13 protein-coding genes are annotated in these 18,673 nt (G+C 40.5%); 11 read left to right on the forward strand and 2 right to left on the reverse strand.

The window, feature by feature from the left end; translation table 11 throughout:
- Window positions 1-5: 5 nt before the first annotated feature.
- On the reverse strand, window positions 6-1,130 hold the full coding sequence (locus BVH02_RS08650) for a Re/Si-specific NAD(P)(+) transhydrogenase subunit alpha (protein ID WP_086501029.1): 1,125 nt from the start codon (window positions 1,128-1,130) through the stop codon (window positions 6-8).
- A 410-nt stretch (window positions 1,131-1,540) separates the two neighbouring features.
- Here BVH02_RS08650 and BVH02_RS08655 point away from each other — a divergent pair, with 410 nt between their 5' ends.
- The 10 genes from BVH02_RS08655 (at window position 1,541) to BVH02_RS08700 (ending at window position 16,653) form a co-directional block, all read left to right on the forward strand.
- A complete protein-coding gene (locus BVH02_RS08655) occupies window positions 1,541-3,007 on the forward strand; it encodes a Gfo/Idh/MocA family protein (protein ID WP_086501031.1) in 1,467 nt (488 codons plus the stop codon).
- A gap of 303 nt (window positions 3,008-3,310) precedes the next feature.
- Window positions 3,311-3,544 carry a hypothetical protein gene (locus tag BVH02_RS08660; RefSeq protein WP_086501032.1) on the forward strand — a complete coding sequence of 78 codons (234 nt, stop codon included), beginning with the start codon at window positions 3,311-3,313 and terminating at the stop codon, window positions 3,542-3,544.
- Between the two features lie 299 nt (window positions 3,545-3,843).
- The gene (locus tag BVH02_RS08665; RefSeq protein ID WP_086501034.1) at window positions 3,844-4,353 is read left to right on the forward strand and encodes a heme-binding domain-containing protein; all 510 of its coding nucleotides are present in this window, start codon (window positions 3,844-3,846) and stop codon (window positions 4,351-4,353) included.
- Window positions 4,354-4,417: 64 nt separating this feature from the next.
- Window positions 4,418-5,419 carry a Gfo/Idh/MocA family protein gene (locus tag BVH02_RS08670; protein ID WP_086501035.1) on the forward strand — a complete coding sequence of 334 codons (1,002 nt, stop codon included), beginning with the start codon at window positions 4,418-4,420 and terminating at the stop codon, window positions 5,417-5,419.
- 594 nt (window positions 5,420-6,013) lie between these two features.
- Window positions 6,014-6,808: an SDR family NAD(P)-dependent oxidoreductase gene (locus BVH02_RS08675; RefSeq protein WP_086501037.1), complete on the forward strand. Its 795-nt coding sequence runs from the start codon at window positions 6,014-6,016 to the stop codon at window positions 6,806-6,808.
- Between the two features lie 67 nt (window positions 6,809-6,875).
- Complete coding sequence (locus tag BVH02_RS08680; RefSeq protein ID WP_223271855.1) at window positions 6,876-9,083, forward strand: alpha-amylase family protein; 2,208 nt, start codon at window positions 6,876-6,878, stop codon at window positions 9,081-9,083.
- A gap of 1,081 nt (window positions 9,084-10,164) precedes the next feature.
- Window positions 10,165-12,573, forward strand: a complete 2,409-nt coding sequence (locus BVH02_RS08685) for a PSD1 and planctomycete cytochrome C domain-containing protein (protein WP_086501284.1) — start codon at window positions 10,165-10,167, stop codon at window positions 12,571-12,573.
- A gap of 449 nt (window positions 12,574-13,022) precedes the next feature.
- Complete coding sequence (locus BVH02_RS08690; RefSeq protein WP_086501038.1) at window positions 13,023-14,453, forward strand: DUF1501 domain-containing protein; 1,431 nt, start codon at window positions 13,023-13,025, stop codon at window positions 14,451-14,453.
- A 216-nt stretch (window positions 14,454-14,669) separates the two neighbouring features.
- On the forward strand, window positions 14,670-15,677 hold the full coding sequence (locus tag BVH02_RS08695) for a DUF2806 domain-containing protein (protein WP_086501039.1): 1,008 nt from the start codon (window positions 14,670-14,672) through the stop codon (window positions 15,675-15,677).
- Between the two features lie 133 nt (window positions 15,678-15,810).
- On the forward strand, window positions 15,811-16,653 hold the full coding sequence (locus BVH02_RS08700; RefSeq protein WP_086501040.1) for an AbiJ-NTD4 domain-containing protein: 843 nt from the start codon (window positions 15,811-15,813) through the stop codon (window positions 16,651-16,653).
- Between the two features lie 17 nt (window positions 16,654-16,670).
- Here the strand turns inward: BVH02_RS08700 and BVH02_RS21380 are convergent, their stop codons facing one another.
- Entirely contained in the window at window positions 16,671-16,808 is a 138-nt protein-coding gene (locus BVH02_RS21380; protein WP_158093872.1) for a hypothetical protein, read from the reverse strand.
- 84 nt (window positions 16,809-16,892) lie between these two features.
- Between BVH02_RS21380 and BVH02_RS08705 the strand changes: the two genes are divergently transcribed.
- Window positions 16,893-18,572, forward strand: coding sequence for a hypothetical protein (locus tag BVH02_RS08705; RefSeq protein WP_086501042.1), 1,680 nt, complete (start codon window positions 16,893-16,895; stop codon window positions 18,570-18,572).
- The last annotated feature ends 101 nt before the right edge of the window (window positions 18,573-18,673 follow it).

Here is an 18,673-nt window from a genome sequence, read left to right on the forward strand (position 1 = left end):
AAATCCTACTTATTTAAAATTTTATTGGTGAATTCGTGAACCACTTGACCTTCGTAAGTGATCAAAACTCCTTTAGTAATCTCCTCCTCGCGGTCAAGATTGAAGCCGTCTTTGGTAGCCAAATGCATTAGCAATGTGCTGATATTGGTGGCATATAATTGACTGGCATTGGTTGAGAGCAATGAGGGCAAGTTGGACTCACCTATGATGGTCACGCCATACTTTTTTACAATTTTATCCTTCTCGGAGATCTCACAGTTTCCGCCGGACTCCACCGCCATATCTACGATTACAGAACCTTTCTTCATGGTTTTTACCATTTCTTCAGTCACAAGAATTGGAGATTTTTTACCCATCACAAGCGCCGTGGTAATTACCAGGTCTGCATCTTTGATCTTACTTTGAATGAGTTCTTTTTGCTTTTGCAAAAATTCCGCAGATACCTCAGCAGCATATCCACCCTCCACTTTCACTTCTTCGGCGCCTTCTACTGTCAAAAAACGTCCTCCCAAAGACTCGACTTGCTCTTTAGTTTCGGGACGAACATCAGATACTTCCACGACAGCACCCAATCTTTTGGCGGTAGCTACCGCTTGCAAACCAGCAACTCCAGCCCCGAAAATCAGAACTTTTGCCGGGGTGATTGTACCAGAAGCTGTCATCATCAGAGGAAAAATCTTCTCCAAATAATTTGAACCTAGAATTACCGATTTATAACCAGCGAGATTGGCCTGAGAACTCAAGCAATCCATCTTCTGAGCTCTGGAGATTCGCGGTACAGCATCCATGGAAAAGGATGTAATAGATTTCCTGTTCAGTTCGGCTAAGATTTCCGGGTAGTTGTATGCATACATTATAGACATGCATGCGCCCCCATCTTTCATCTGAGCTACCTCTTCTTTCGAAAAAAGATTGACTTTAAGCAAAACATCAGAAGTAAAAACCGCTTGTGCATTACTTACCGTTGCACCTGCTGCAGCATAATCTTCATCAGAAAAATTTGACCCTAGACCAGCATCTTGCTCCACTGTGACAGAAAACTCTTTCTTAATTAATTGTTTGATGACATCAGGACTGAGTGCTACTCGCTTTTCACCCGCCTTCGTCTCTTTTAAAACTCCTATTTTCATTTCAGGTTAGTTAGATTCGTTATTTCAAATCTTTTACGTTTCAATATATTCAAAGAAAGTAGGAAATTATTAAATGGGCCACCTGCTTTATCCTGATTTCTTACTATTTAATGATATTTTCTTTCGACAATAAACGTAATCTTAAAATAAAACTTAAACCAAAAAAACCACAATCCCTCGTTACATTTTTAATATTCACCCAGTTTCACACCTAGCTCCCCAAGCATTACTGAATTTTTTTCATCATAAGTCGGAAATCCCACCCTTCAATTATACAAACTCGATTTATAAGGAATTTTTCTGCCTTACCATTGATCCTATGATATCCGTGTTTTAAAAAGATTTAGGATTCTTCCAAAAAAATAATTCCCTATTTTAGAATACTTATTTGACCTAAAACTAATAACCTCATGCACAAACCCAAGAAAAATTCTGAAGGACAAACCCGTCGGGATTTCATTAAAAATGCTGCAATTGCCTCCTCTTTTATGATTGTTCCCCGCCATGTGCTGGGTGGAGTAGGATTTATTGCTCCAAGTGATCAATTGAATTTAGCGGCAATCGGAGCCGGCGGAAAAGGTGCCAGTGACATCAGAAATGCTTCTGTAAACGGAAGAGAGCGAGTAGCAGCACTATGTGATGTTGATTTTTCGGGATCTGCCAAAGCTTCGGTAGAGCGATTCCCTGATGCAAAGCGGTATGCTGATTTCCGTGAAATGCTGGATAAAGAAAAAGACATCGACGCGGTGACGATCTCTACTCCAGATCACGTACACGGCCCTGCAGCCAAATATGCAATGGAGCGTGGCAAGCATGTATATGTGCAAAAACCAATGACCCACAACATTAAGGAAGCTAGAATGCTGACTGAAATGGCAAGAAGTCAGAAGGTAGTAACCCAAATGGGTAATCAAGGCGGATCAAATGACCTATTGAAGCTCGTACAAAAATGGGTGGACGAAGATAAAATCGGTAAAATTGCCAAAGTAGAAGTTTGGACAAATAGACCAGTATGGCCTCAAGGCGGTGCTTTTCCTAAGCCAAACCCTAGCGCAAAACCTGATGCATTGAACTGGGATCTATGGCTAGGTCCATCTCCTGAGATTCCTTACACACCTGAACTTCATCCATTCAGCTGGAGAGGCTGGTGGAATTATGGCACCGGCGCATTGGGCGATGTGGGATGTCACCTAATCGATATTCCTTTCAGAACCTTAGGCCTACATTATCCGACCGATGCAGAATGCAGCGTAGGTTCGGTTTATAGTGGCATGTGGACTGCAGACTATAATCCTGAGGGCTGCCCTGCTTCATCATTCATTTCTTTGAATTTTGCAGAAACAGCGAAAAGCAAATCCCCAGTAAACATGACCTGGATGGATGGCGGAATACGTCCTGCTCACCCGGATATTATCCCAGCAGATCATGACATCGGAGGTGGCGGAAGCGCAAATGGAGTTTTGATCATAGGTGAAAAAGGGATTATATCTACTAATATCAATGATAGTTCTCCACTGATGCCAAAATTGTACTTAAATGACGGTACTCAGGAATTTGGACCACAAACTGAAGAAAATCTTGAGCCAGAATATGGACACCAGAGAAAATGGGTAGATGCTTGTAAAGCAGGATTTGGTAGTGCCGAGCACAAAGGCCTGACATCCTCTTTTGACTATGCAGGACCGATGACTGAAACTGTTTTAATGGGCAATCTAGCCATCCGTAGTTATATGCTTCGTAGAGAAAATGCTAAAGGTCAGCCAGAATTCTACGGACGTAAAAAATTACTTTGGGATGGAGATAAACTTCTAATCACTAACTTTGAGGAAGCCAACCAATTCGTTGGAAGAACGTACAGACAAGGATGGGAGATGTAATTCATCACCAAAAATAAATCATACGAAACCCGTTCAAATTGATTTTGAACGGGTTTCGATATTTTAACATAGTAGTATACATTTGTCAATTCAAGAAATCTTCAAAACTCATCACCTTAATTCACCCTTGTTTGGAGTAGATTTATGGCAGTTAATGAGTCTAAAAAGAATGTTTTTAAGTGTAAAAGCGAAAAATATTTTTGAAGGAGGTAATAAAATATAGGATAATATCCATAAATACTTTGCTTAGTTTTTTTTTAAACGACAAGCATTCTTAGATTGGCAGGAATTAAATAATTAAAAATGGCACAAATGATTAAAAAGGGTAAAGAACTAATTCGCATCTGCCCTACCAACAAGCTTAAAATTGAATTTTCTGTCGATGAGGGCGAAACTTGGAGTCTACGTTATATGGGCAATCCCGCCAGTCCAGGGGAATTTAATGAACTAGCTGACGGCGGCAAAGAATTATTAGGAGAAGGACCTAAAGGAAACTTTTACTCCAAGAATAAAGGTAAATCCTGGCATAAGCGATAGTAATTGCACAAGCCGTCAATGAATCTGATTTGCATAATTTACTAGTTTGTCCCTCGATGAGCTAATAATTATGACAAACTGATTCTATGTCCTGCTTAACACTTTGCGACTATTGACTGGATTGGATTCAAAAAACCTATTCAAGGTTTATTCGATTATCAGTTCTAGGGCTAAATGATGGTACATCAATGTTCCGATCATTTAGCCCTTTTCCATTAAATATGGATTGTATTAAAGTGATTTCTTGATACCTTAAACCTTAACAAATTCTTTAAGTCTAACTAGAAATTCCTTAAGCCATGCTGAAAAAAATCGGATTAGTAATTTTAGTCATCCTACTTGCCATACAGTTTATCCCTTATGAGAAGAATGAAGGCAAACCTGCGGAACACCCGATTTCTGGGAGCTACGATATCCCTGACAATGTCAATAAGTTACTCATCAATGCCTGTAACAACTGCCATACAAATACCTCCGAATACCCTTGGTATGCTAGCATTGAGCCAGTTGGATATTGGCTGAATGATCATATACAGGAAGGAAAAGGTCATTTGAATTTTGACGAATTTACCAATCGACCACTAGCATGGCAGTATCACAAGTGGGAAGAAACTGTAGAAATGGTGGAAGAAAAAGAAATGCCTTTGAAATCCTACACAAATTTCGGACTTCACCCTGAAGCAAACATTACCGACGCCGATCGAGAAGTGATTATCAGCTGGGCAAAAGATCAAATGGCTTATTTGAAAGCTACATACCCTGCCGATAGTTTGGTCAGAAAACAAAGAACACCTCCTCCCTCAGAATAAATTATCACGTCATTATAGTAGAAAGCGTAGCATTGATATAATGCCTATTTCCTATTTTTAGCATATGAGTAAAATCCAAGACAACGAAGTACGATGGGGAATTCTCGGCGTGGGAAATGTCTGCGAAGTCAAATCCGCACCAGCCATGAATCTCGTTCCAAATAGCAAAATAGTGGCAGTAATGCGTCGCTCGGAAGAAAAAGTAAAAGACTATGCCGAACGACACAGTATCTCCAAGTGGTACACTTCTGCCAGTGATCTGATCAATGATGCAGAGGTGAACGCAATCTACATTGCCACTCCTCCAAATGCTCATCTGGAATTGGCAAAACTTGCTGCCGCTGCAGGCAAACCTGTCTATGTGGAGAAACCTATGGCACGAACTCATGCAGAATGCCTGGAGATGATCGAGGTTTGCGAAAAAGCGAATGTCTCTCTTTATGTCGCTTATTATAGAAGAGAATTACCGCACTTCCGCAAAATCAAAGAGCTAATGGATGCTGGGATTCTGGGAGAAATCAGAACGGTCCACATCAATTTAAAACAAAAACTAGATGCCACTTTAATCACAAAAGTGGAAACCAATTGGCGGGTAGATCCTGAGCTGGCTGGTGGCGGATATTTCTTTGACTTGGCTTCACACCAATTAGATTTGATGGACTTTTTCTTTGGGAAAATCACACATGCTAATGGATTTGCTTCCAATCAGGCCAAAAGCTACGAAGCCGAGGATATTGTTTCTGGAAGTTTCGTCTTCAACAGTGGAGTTCTGGGCTCAGGCAACTGGTGCTTCACGACTTCTGCAAATGCAGAAGTAGATGAAACCATCATCTACGGCAGTAAGGGAACGATTCGATTCGAGACTTTTGGTAAAGGTGAATTCACTCTTAATACAGATGAAAAAGGAACTCAGGACTTCTCCTTTGAACTGCCAAAGCATATTCAACAACCTCTTATCAAAACCATCGTCGGTGATCTTCTTGGAACCGAAACCTGCAAAAGCACGGGCATCAGCGGAGCAAGAGCCAATTGGGTAATGGATCAATTGGTGAAGGAAAGAGTCTAATCGGTTTTTTTAACCACAAAGGCCTCAGAGAAGGACGCAAAGAGTGAAGATAATCTTGACGAAATACAACCTTATCAAACATTTATCTTAATAATATTTTAGAACAAAATCGTACTAGTGTCCCATCGGGACAACTCGTTTTTTAGTTTTGATATTCACCGTTCTCTCACGTTCCAGAGTAACGTATGGTGTCTTTCAAACTGAATATATAGCATGAATTCAAGAATTTCAAATCGAAAAAACATGGAATATAAGCCGTCAGTACAGACACGCAAGCGATGAAAATTCACCATTACTAATAGGGCTGAAGGACCGCTATACCAAAGCCCAGCTCGATAGGGCTGGGTTATAAAAATGGAAGTCATTAGCAAAAGCTCTGAAAGAGCGAAATATCCTCTGCCCCTCTATTTCCATCTCAAAAAACCAAAATATACCTGGATAGTAATCCATTCCTAACACCGCGAGACAGCATTACAAATTATTTTTCTCTAGCTTATTTCAGCCTCCTCCGAATTTTCTTACCCGCACCTTAGTTAACCCTTTCATGCGGCGCTTTGCTGCTTTTCAACTAACCATTTTTAATTCAACCAAGCAATGGACTTAAAATTAGAAGACAAAAAAGCATTCATCTCTGGATCCACAGCAGGAATTGGTTTTGCTATCGCAAAGAGATTCTTGTTAGAAGGAGCCACTGTAATCATAAACGGCAGATCACTGGAAGGCATAGACAAAGCCATTGCAGATTTGAAAGCTGAAACAGGATCTGATAAAGTCACTGGTATTGCGGCTGATTTCTCCAAAGTAGAAGAGGTAGACAACTTATTGAAAGCTCTTCCTGAAGTAGATATTTTGATCAACAACGCTGGCATTTTTGAGCCAAAAGCTTTTGTAGATATTCCTGACGAAGATTGGTTTAGATTCTTCGAAATGAATGTAATGAGCGGAATTCGCCTTTCCAGGCAATATTTCCCAAAAATGCTCGCTAAAAACTGGGGGAGAATCATCTTCATATCCAGCGAATCAGGTGTATTCATCCCTGATGAGATGATCCATTACGGTATGACCAAAACTGCTCAACTTGCTGTGGCTCGAGGTTTGGCCGAACTCACCAAAGGCACGAATGTCACGGTCAACTCTATTTTACCTGGGCCAACCAAATCAAAAGGTGTAGGCAAATTCATTGAAGACATGTCCGATTCCAGCGGTAAGTCTGTAGAAAAAGTAGAAGAAGCATTCTTCCAAGACATGAGACCCACTTCTCTAATTCAACGATTTGCAGCTGTAGAAGAAGTGGCTGATACGGTTGTCTACTACTCAAGCCCATTGGCTTCAGCTACCAATGGCGCGGCGATCCGAGTAGAAGGTGGACTAGTAAAGTCAATTATTTAAATAAGTTTTGCCTGATCAGTAATATTATTGTTTATTGATCAGGCAAAACCTCTAGTTAAATAAACTCATGCTAAAGAGTATATTAGGAAGGCCATGGCTTTCTGCTCCAGTATTACTTCATAGAAAAAGTCACCAACTCTATTCTTTAATACTCCTCTTTTTGATTTTTAGCTTCAATGCTTTTGCGCAGCAAAGTAAAAATGACTGGTTACTTTTTGATAAATCATATCCAGCAGAATTAATCAAAACCTCAGAAAATGAGCTTACGATAAGCAATGGCCTCGTGCAGCGCAGTTTCTACCTCGCTCCCAACCTAGTTTGCTACGACTTTAAAAACCTCATGAATGGCGAGCAGTTGCTACGTTCTGTGTTGCCGGAAGCGGAAGTTACTATAGCTGGAAAAGAATATGCTGTAGGTGGGAAACTTGAGCTTCCTGAAAAAGGATATTTCTTAAAAGAATGGCTGAAGGATCTGGAGAAAGGCGAAAACAACTTTCAATATCAGAGCTATAAGGTCTCCGAAATCACCCCGCACTTCCCTACCAAGATTGCTTATTGGACAGGTAAACCCTTGCCTGCAAAAGGTATAAAAATCTCATTTACTTATGCTCATCCTGAATTGACAGGCCTAACTCTGGATATTCATTATGAGATTTTCGACAACCTTCCTCTTATCTCCAAGTACCTAACAATGGAAACTCAGGGCAATAACTCCTATCAAATCGATCAGGTAAAGCATGAATTACTTGCCGTCGTTGAAGAAGAATCTGCCGTTGTAGGAGCTACTGAAAAGATGAAAAAGCAGCATCAATTGTATGTAGAGAACAATTTTGCATTCAATAACTCTATGCAAGCTGAACTGAGCAATCAGGCTTCCCATTGGAAAATGGACTCTAGCTACACCTCACAAGTGAACTACAATTACGAAACTCCTGCTATTTTGGAAATTTATCCGGAGAAAGGAATTGGGATTTCACTTGAACCGGGTGATCATTTTGAGTCTATTCGAAGCTATGAATTGGTGCTCGATTCTTACGATCGGGAGAGAAATGGATTGGCAAGAAAGAAGATGTATCGCACCATTGCGCCATGGGTTCTTCAGAATCCTATCTTCATGCATTTGGTGAGCAAAAATGATGAGCAAGTCAAAACGGCAATTGAGCAATGCGTAGCCACAGGTTACGAAGCCTTGATCCTGAGCTTTGGCAGCCATATCAATATGGAGGATGATTCTCCGGAGAATATCGCCCGTTGGAAATCTCTGGCGGACTATGCGCATGAGCGTGGTATTAAAATCGGTGGATATTCTCTCTTTAGCTCTCGCAGTATTAATGCTGAAACAGATGTCATCAGCCCGATTACTGGCAAACCAGGAGGAGCGTTCTTCGGAAATGCACCTTGTCTAGCCAGCGAATGGGGTTTGGATTACCTCCAAAAACTCAAAAGCTTTTACACAGAAACTGGGTTTGATATATTTGAGAACGACGGCCCATATCCAGGTGATGTCTGCGCCTCCACTTCTCACCCCGGACATCATGGTTTAGAAGATTCTCAGTGGGTACAGATCAATCTTCAAAAGGGACTTTACCAGTGGATGAATGGCGAAGGGATTTACATCAATGCGCCTGACTGGTACTTTTTGGACGGTTCACACAAAATCGCCTTAGGCTATCGTGAAGTCAACTTCTCACTTTCGCGTGAGCAACAAAAAATTCTCAATCGTCAAAATATCTATGATGCCACTTGGGAGAAAACTCCTTCCATGGGTTGGGGATTTGTACCACTGACAGTCTATCAAGGCGGTGGAGCGGATGCAGTGCTGGAACCACTTTCTGAGCATCTAACCGACTACAAGCAACTCATGATGCAATATTATGGAGCTGGCGTGCAAGCTTGCTATCGTGGCCCTAGATTGTATGACACCGAGGAGACCAAGCAAGTAGTGATCGATGTGATCGACTGGTACAAGGAATATCGTGATATCCTAAACGCAGACATCGTCCGACTGAGAAGAGCTGATGGTAGAGACTGGGATGGCTGGATGCACGTGGACCCAAAAGGAAAAGAAAAAGGTTTGGCTATGCTTTTCAACCCAACTTCAGAACCTATCAAGAAATCTATCAATGTGCCACTTTACTACTCTGGCCTAGCTCAAACAGCCAAAATCCAAATTGAAGATGGAGCAGCAAAGAGCTACCAACTCAATCGAGACTATTCTGTTGACATTCAAATAGAAATTCCTGCAGGCGGATATACTTGGTTTGTGGTGGAATGAAAAATCTACCTCAAAGAATCACAGAGTTTTACGCTGAGAGCACTAAGTTGTCCTGCTTCTCCAGAAGCAGGATCCGCTGTTCAGCTATTTGACTTCTAAACATCTCTGTGCAGAATTTGCAATCCTGAAACTAAATCTTAGGATTTATAATCCGAATACTCGCATAGTTAAGTTTAATATAGGATTATATCTCCTTTTCCAAATGTGCCATTCGTGAAGACACGAACGGCGGCGATAGTTGTTCAGGGTTTGTAATCCTGAACAGCTAGCGCTGGGCTTATAACCCTTCTGCTAAAATCGCTGAGTATAAAGTAGGATTAAAAATCCTTTGATATTCTTCGGAATTTAGAAGAGCAGGAGTTTCGCCCTTTCAGGGCTTCTTTCAAATCTTCATGTGCTTTACCCCCGGCTTTGCCGAGGGTTATGAATTGTTTCAATCCTTCGGATCTTCACAGAGGAAACATGGCTGTTCAGGATTACAAATCCTGAACAACTATCGCTGGGTTTGTAACCCTTTTACTCACATTACTGAGTTTAACCTAGCATTAAAAATTCTATGATATTTCTTCGAATTTCAAATTTCGAAGAGCAGGTTCTCCAGAAGAAGGACTTTGACTGCTCCTATTTTCATAAATGCCCCATCGGGGCAAACTATGGGTAGCTTTTGTTATGTACGAAATTTTGCTGTGCCGTTAGGTACAGCGCTAATTTCATCAATTACCATAGAGTCGTACCTAAAGGCACATCAGGTTTTCTATTATAAATCTTTCTACCCATAGTTTGTCTCCGCCTCAGCGGACAGGCACTAAAGGGGCAGCTTGAGAATACGCGTCTATTTGCGTCCCGATAGCTCGGGATTCATCGCAAATCTGCGGGAAACAAACCCATTCATCAAATCACCCTAGAACAGGATAGGTTTACCCGACAAAACCACTATTTTTCAATTGTAAGATCAGTAGGCTGCTAATACTCAGCAAGTACTTAATCGTTTGCTTTACTTAGAACACACTTGAAAAATCAATCTCAAAAATCTTCGTTCCTCCCATTACCCCTCTTTCTACTTGGAGCGGCATTACTTTTCATCAATTACTCAGCATTTGCACAGACTGAAGTTGTAGAAGAACCTGCTTTTTGGCTCTGGCAATTCCTAGGTCGACTTCATCCCCTGATCGTCCATTTTCCTATTGCTTTGATAGTAGTGGCGGCATTGATGGAGCTGTTTACTTGGAGGAAGTTCAAATCCAAGATCAGGCCTGGAATAATGATTTTGGCAACTATCGGTGCGGCAAGCGCAATTATCGCAGCTCCGATGGGCTGGCTCTTAGCTACGAATGAAGGCACTTCTGGCGAACTTCTGGATTTGCATCAATGGATAGGAATTGGAACCGCCGTTTTGAGTTTGATCACCTTATTCTTCCTCTCCAAAATCCCGCGCAGACCATCTCGATCTCAGATAAAAGTTTTCAGGTTTTCACTATTCCTAACTGCCATCTGCGTATCTGTTGCAGGACATTTTGGAGGATCACTTACGCACGGGGAAGATTTCCTCACGGAAGTTTTACCACGTGAGGCCGATGAATCGGAAATTGAAAAAACGCCGATAAATCTAGCTTCCTACAGCGCAGAACTCAGTCCAGAAAAAGAGATGAAACTGATCGGGGAAGTTCGGATGGTCTTGGCGCACAATTGCTACAAATGCCATAGCGGAGCAAAGATGGAAGGGGAATTACGATTGGATGAAAAAGAGTTTCTCTTTGCAGGAGGCGAAAATGGTCAGATTCTAATCCCCGGAAATCCCGGTGAAAGTGAGATTATCCGCAGAATTAACCTGCGCAAAAACCATGATGATGTAATGCCTTCCAAAGGCAAACTACTCAGCAAAGACGAACGAGATTTGATCGCGCTTTGGATCTCCAAAGGCGCTCCTTGGCCAGATGGCGCTGCTCAACAATCCGTATATCGAGTTGCTGAACTTGCACCTCGAAACCCTACACTTCCTGCCTACAAAGCCGGTTTGGACAATCCCATCGATCTCTGGGTGGATGAATACTTCCAGGAAAACAAGCTGGAGTGGAAGGGACTTGTGGACGACAAAACCTATCTCCGCAGGATCTACTTAGATATCACGGGAATGATTCCGAGTCCACAGGAATTGGATGAATTCAGAAAAGACACACGTCCTGACAAGCGAAGCATCTGGCTTCAGGATCTATTGAAGCAATCGGATGATTATGCCACGCATTGGCTCACTTTCTGGAATGACGCCTTGCGAAATGACTACACCGGCACAGGCTACATCACCAAAGGCCGATACAATATCACGGACTGGCTTTACACTTCGCTAAGAGACAATAAAGCATACGATCAGTTCGTCAGGGAATTGCTCAATCCCACCGAAAAGTCCAAGGGTTTCATAGAGGGAATCAAATGGCGTGGAACAGTCAATGCCAGTCAGCGAACAGAAATGCAGGCTGCGCAAAATGTGGGACAGGTGATTTTAGGTTTGAACCTAAAATGTGCCTCCTGTCACGATAGTTTTATCTCGGACTGGAAACTCGAAGAGTCTTACGCTTTCGCCAATATTTTCGCAGACTCTACCCTCGAGGTCAGTCGCTGTGAAGTGCCTACGGGGAAAATGGCTAAGACAGCAATCCTTTGGGAGGAATTGGGGGATATAGATAGTGCTGCTACCAAAGCTGAAAAGCTCCGACAGCTCGCAGATCGATTGGTGCAGCCAGCGAATGGCAGAATGTACCGCACGATTGTGAATCGGGTTTGGAAGCAGCTAATGGGTAGAGGAATCGTGGAACCAGTAGATGAGATGGACAATGAGCCCTGGAGCCAGGATTTACTGGATTGGCTAGCTTCAGATTTCGTGGAAAATGGCTATGATTTGAAGGAGTTGATATACCAGATCGCAAGTTCAAAGGTTTATCAATCCCAATCCATAGGCTACGAAACCTATGATGCAGTCATGGCTGATGATTACAAATTCAACGGAATGGTGCGTAGGAGAATGACAGCGGAACAGTTTTCTGATGCCGTTAGTAAAATCGTCTATCCACTTTTCGCAGATGATGCCATTAAGTACAATCCTTTTGAATTGCAGAAACCCGAGCATGTCACACCGAGCTTTGCGAGAGCATCCTTGGTGGCAAATAATCCTTTCCTCACGGCTTTGGGCAGACCAAATCGTGAGATTGTGGCTACAAGCCGAGAAGTTCAGGGGAGTTTATTACAGGCACTTGAACTTACAAACGGAGAACGATTGAATACTGCTTTGCAGAAAGGAGCGGAAAAATGGAAATCTCAACTCAGCGATCCTGTTCAGATCACGGAGGAATTATACCTAAAAGCGCTGAACCGAAAACCCAATGAGAAAGAACTGGCCATCGCAAAAGCTGCTCTAGGCGCAAAACCAGATGCTTCCAAAATCCAGGATTTATTCTGGGCGGTAATTCTGCTGCCCGAGTTTCAGATGATTGAGTAAAAAAGACGGGAGACAGAAGACAGGAGACGGGAGTATCGTCATTGCTAGGAGGCACTGCCTGTCCCGATTTATCGGAAATGAAGCAATCTGTAAGTCAGATGACGAGTGCTTGATCTCAGTCGTCAGTCACAGTGATCAGAGAAAAGAGTTAAGTTTTCAAAGGAAATGAATGAAGTGCAACTGAGGCTACTCCCCCTTTTCAAAGGGGGCAAGGGGGATTTTAAAAAAAATAGACCGAAGACGGGAGATTCGGACACGCTAAAATTGAACAGCACCTAAGTAGTTTATGATAAAATATCTTCTTTATTGAAACATAAAAGTCTAAAACATCATATAGAATGCTCCACACTAAGATTAAGGCTACTTCGGTCTTCCGTCTCCAGTCTTCGGTCTGCTAAAACAAAGAAAAAGAGGTTGCTGGCATTAGTGCAAACAAAAAGAGAAACAACATGAAAACACCACTTAACCGTCGAGACTTTATCAAAAAAACCTCTGCTGCTGCCATGGCTACTATGGGCATGGCAGCTCCATTGGCGGGCTTGTTGTCTTCCTGCGGAGTGGACAAAATCCCGGCAACGGCAGACTCGGTTATCTTGCTTTTCATGGCCGGTGGAATGGCGCATACCGAAACCTTCGATCCAAAGAAATACACCCCATTTCGCAAGGGAATGGAATCCAAAGAAGTGCTCAGTACCTTCCCTTCCATCCCGACAGCATTGGATGGAATCCACTTTTCCGAAGGGCTGGAATCCATGGCAAAAATCATGGACAAGGGAACGCTGATCCGCTCTTACGTGGCGGCAGATCTGGGACACATTCTGCACACACGTCATCAATATCACTTTCACACCTGCTACGAACCTCCACAATCTGTGGTCGTACCGCATTTGGGCTCTTGGATCTCCAAGGAACTTGGCCCTCTGAATCCAGTGATTCCTTCCTTCATAAATATAGGACAGCGATTTTCTGTAGGTGAAGGTGAGGAACTGAAGGCTTTTCACAGTGCTGGTTTTCTGGGTTCTGAGCATGGCCCATTTTTGATTCCAGATCCTTCTGCGGGCTTGGATAGCGTGCGCCCTCCTATCGGTATGTCCACGAGTAGATTTGAGTCGAGAAATCAACTCTACGAAAACCTGCTTTCTGCGGGTGAGATGGGCGAGTACGGTTCGGACTATCAAAAGGAATCCCTCAAGCGCTCGATGGAGCAAGCCTATATCCTGCTGAATTCCCCAGAAGCAAAGGCTTTTGATCTAAGCCTCGAACCCAAAGAAAGCTATGACAAATACAACAATGGTAAGTTTGGTTTGGGATGCCTGCTGGCAAAAAGACTGGTGGATCAGGGCGCTCGATATATCACCGTCACTTCCGAGTATGAGCCATTCTTCGGCTGGGATACGCATGACAATGGACACACCCGTCTGAAGGACATGAAGAAAATGATCGACTCTCCTATCGCCCAACTTATCTCTGATCTGGATGAAAGTGGAAAACTGGACAGAACCCTAGTCATCGTAGCGTCTGAGTTTAGCCGGGATATGCTGACAGAAGGAAGGCCAGGGCTAAAAGTGCTGGATCAGGTGGATGTACCGGACATCATAGAAGACATGAAAAACTACGGCATGCACCGACATTTCACCGATGGATGTTCCATGCTGATGTTTGGCGGTGGGATCAAACGCGGACATGTCTTTGGCAAAACTGCCGATGAACGACCTTGCAAAAGCATAGAAAACCCAATCAAAATCGACAGCATTCACCAGACGGTTTATCATGCCTTAGGCATCGCTCCAGAGACAAACTACGAGATCGAACAGCGCCCATTCTATACCACGCCTGACGGACATGGGAAGGTTGCTTTTGATTTATTACAAAAAGGCTAAACCCTTCACACAAAGTTTTTTAGACTAGTTTCTTCTATTTTTTTAACTAAAGGTTGTGGGTGAAGAAAAGGAGATGTATTTTGAAGAGCTTTTTGAAAGGGGTGAAAGGCAGATTTTTGAAAAAAAATCACCCCTGTCACTAAATTTTCACAATTACTAAATATCACCTTTAACTAAGTTTATCCGCCTAAATCAGGAAAATACTCCCAATAAAAAATGGAAAATCAAGAAGAGTCAGGCTTAGAAAAGATTACAGACACAATAGGTGAATTAGTAACTGGAATTCCTGCTCCTATTAGAAAGAACTTTTTTAAAGCATTTGCTCAATTATGTACAGCAGCAGTTGACGTACCTGTAGCTAAGCTAGAAGGAAAAGCAGCAGAAATAAGAGCTGAATCAAGAGCAAGAATTCAAATTTTAAACAAAGAAGGGGAGCAAATTTCTGAGCAACTAAAAGTCCCTAAAGAGTATGTAGATAGAGCTTCCCAAAAATTTGCCTCTAAAGTCATCAAGGAACAGCTCAATTTGGATGAGATTGGCATGCAGGCTGCAAACAATCTTAAAAATGAAAAATACAAAGAAAATAAAGAGGAAAATGTAAAAGAAATAGATGACGATTGGCTTAATGAGTTTGAAAACTCAGCAAAATTGAAGTCCTCTAACGAGATGAAAATGATTTTTGGGAAAATACTATCTGGAGAAATAAAAAATCCTGGGTCTTTTTCTGTTAGAACTATCCAACTTCTTTCCCAATTAGATAATCAAGCAGCAATATTATTTCAAAAGTTATGTTCGCAATCTATATCTATGCTTATAGGAGGATCACATCTTATAGATGCTCGAGTTGCTTCTCTTGATGGAAATCCTTCCTCAAATTCTTTAAGGACATATGGCTTATCTTTTGATAATTTAAACGTACTTCTTGAGTATGGTCTAATTATTTCGGATTACAATTCTTGGCTGAATTACTCTCCTTGCATTATAAATGAAAATATGAGTGTTTCAGCAGCTATATGTTTTGGTAAGTATCGGTACGGTCTGATGCCAACTGATAGAGAAAAGTATGATAAAAATGTAAAACTTAATGGTGTAGCATTAACCAAAGCAGGCAAAGAGCTCTTAACTATCATACCATTAAAAGAAGAGGATTCTTCTAAATACAAATCCGCATTTGAAGAATTTTTAGCAAAAAAGCATCTCAAGCTAATTCAAATAGGAAAATAGAATCCTCATAAATTAAAAATAGCTTAACTCATGATACTAAACTGAGTATTTAATAGGCATCTATCAAAGTATAAATCTCGACAATTAATCTTACCAAAACTTTTGAAAACAATTTAATATAGAAATATTTATAATGAGATTTACGCAAAGACTTGGCTTAAGCCCAATTATAACAGAATTGGAAAAAATAGGAATGAGTCCAGAACTTAGAAATTCTCTTTGGACAATTGTTCTAGAAACCATTCTTACCTTAAGGAGTAATGAAATTGGCTACGACTATTATGGCCAAAGAGAGTCTTACTCAAAATTAGCAGAATATTTTAGAGACTTATGGATTCATTTTTTCAAATTACCAATTGATAATTTATCAGTAAACCATGGCTGCATTCATGGAAATTCACCTTTCCAACATGTTAGAAACTGGTTCTTTAAAGCAACTTGGGGAGAAGTGTTTGATTTTATAGAGTTCTCTTCCGAATACCACGAATCATTTCCAGAAATTTGCAACAGTTTTTTAAAAAAAGAAATGTCTGCTTATAGGTTTGTAAATGGAGTTCTAGTAGAAATAAACTCAAAAGAAGAAGCAATTGAGATACATAATGCTATAAAGAATGCAGACAAGTTTAAACCCGTAAAAACACATATTCAAACCGCACTTGAACTCTTGTCAGACAGGAAAAAACCGGATTTCAGAAACTCTGTTAAGGAATCCATATCTGCAGTGGAGTCGTTAGCTAAAATAATTATTAAAGACGATAAAACCACATTGGGGCAAGCTCTAAAGGAGATTGAAAGGAAACATCAAATCCCAAACAGTTTAAAATCTGCATTTAGTGCGTTGTATGGCTACACATCAGATGAAGGTGGAATTCGACATAGTCTACTTGAAAAAAATGTTACAGTAGAAATGGAGGAAGCAAGGTTTATGTTAATTGCGTGCTCAGCGTTTGTAAATTACTTAATTAGCAAGATATAAACAGCCTTAAACAGCGCTTACTCCACATTGTCTGTAGACCAGGCCTTATCTGCACAGTCCTTGGGAGTAACCAGTCCTAAGTATCCATTTTTCAATTGAAACACTCCTCTACGAAGTATACTTAGGATTTGGATTATCTTGATTAGTTTCTGCATCCAACTTGGTTCGCTAATTCCCCCATCCTAAATCTGCAAACTGTTGGTGGCAACCTTAAAACGACACCATTAAAAGACAATGAAATGCCAAGAATTAAAATTGACAATAAAATAGTAATCAGTTATGATTACGATGCAAGGAATAAGTATTGGGGTGCTTTATCAAAATATTTAATCAAAAAACACGGTAACGGACATTTTACAGACCAACAAAAGATCGAAGAAATTCTAATTGACGGATTTGATTTCCTAGTTGATAACTTTAAACAGCTTATCTCAACTGAAAAAAAAATTTCCTTTTTCCTATATACGCATTGGCTTCACGAACAATCAATACAGATATATGTTAAAACACTTGTAGGCTTTAAACTTGAAAAAATAAGTGAAAGCGAGTTTGCTATGTATCGTAGAGTTTTAAAATTAGTTCTTGAGCAAGGATGCGATATTGATTTAGAATGGGATAGCTTATCAACTGGTAAAGAAGTTCTTGTAATGGATGATAAAATTCAAGAACTACTCTATTTGGGAACTTGGATGTATGAATTTGCAGACAAGATAGCATTTCAAAAAATGATTGAAGAATGTCACCAAATTTATTTTGACGAAGAAGGTTTACTAGTAATTGATTGGCAGTATCATTATGGGCAAACATATAATGAACTGTTTCCTATGCTTGCTGAAGATTACAAAAAAGGCACTTTTGATGAACAAGCGGTTTTTGAATTAAGAGCCAAAATTGAAGAGTGTTTTAAAATTGAATATGATTTCGCAAGCGGAGTTATTTTTGAAATTCAGAAACACCACAATCCCAAATCCCCCTATTTACAAACAATAGAGCCAGATGTATTACCATTAAATCTTATCCAAAATTATGGCATTAATAAAGAAATAGCAGAAATTTTTTACGCAGGCCTTACAATTTCAAGAAATAACAAGTTGACTGTTGAAGAGGCTATCCGTAAACCGCATTCAACCAAAAGATATATATTTAGACCAATTTTAGTTTACAAAATTGAGGGCATTAACCGAGCATTAGTTGGTAAAGAGAAGTTTGCAGAAAGTATAATGGTTTTATCCACTAATGCTATTCATTGGAATGCTATGCTTGACGAATGGCTTGCATTGGAATGCATCCAAACATTCATAAATAAGAAAGGCAATGAACACGATAAGATTCTTGAAGACAAAACAGAAGAAATTATTAAAGAAAAAGGCTTTCTATATTGTCGAAATGTGAAATCGTTTAAACAGGCGTCAAAGAAGAATAATGTTAATATTGATAATGCAATTGCGGGAGAAATTGACTTGATAGTTGTTAATTCGAATCAAAAGATTATTTATGTTGCCGATGCAAAATATAATAGAGCAAGATATGAAGCGGTAGGCTATAGAATGGACTATTCACAATTTATAAACGTAGAAAAGCCTGCCAAATCGTACGAAACGAAACTTAATAAAAAGACTGACTGGATTCGCAATAATTTAGACACCCTAAAACAACATTTAAGTATAGTTTTCAACAAACCTAATGTTGATTTAAGCGGCTATAAAGTTGTAGGAATTTTTATTATAAATACTCCTACATTTTATATGTTTAATGGCAATTTTAAGGCGATTACATTAAAACAATTTGGGGATTTTATCGAAGGAAAATATGAATACCCAGACTTATTTATCTTGGATGAAGAAGAATCAATGATGATGGTCAAGCATCCATACTTCAGAAAACCTTTATTATTGACTGATGAAGATGGTAATAATTAGAAAAAAGATAGATTAGCCCCACTCACTCTGAGCGTAGACTATGCGTTGCGCTAGGCGTAGTCCCCCACTGAGCGTAGTCTAGGCGTTGAGGTTGCTAGGTG

The sequence above is a fragment of the Algoriphagus ratkowskyi genome (assembly GCF_002150505.1).
In the GTDB taxonomy this organism is placed as follows: Bacteria; Bacteroidota; Bacteroidia; order Cytophagales; family Cyclobacteriaceae; genus Algoriphagus; species Algoriphagus ratkowskyi.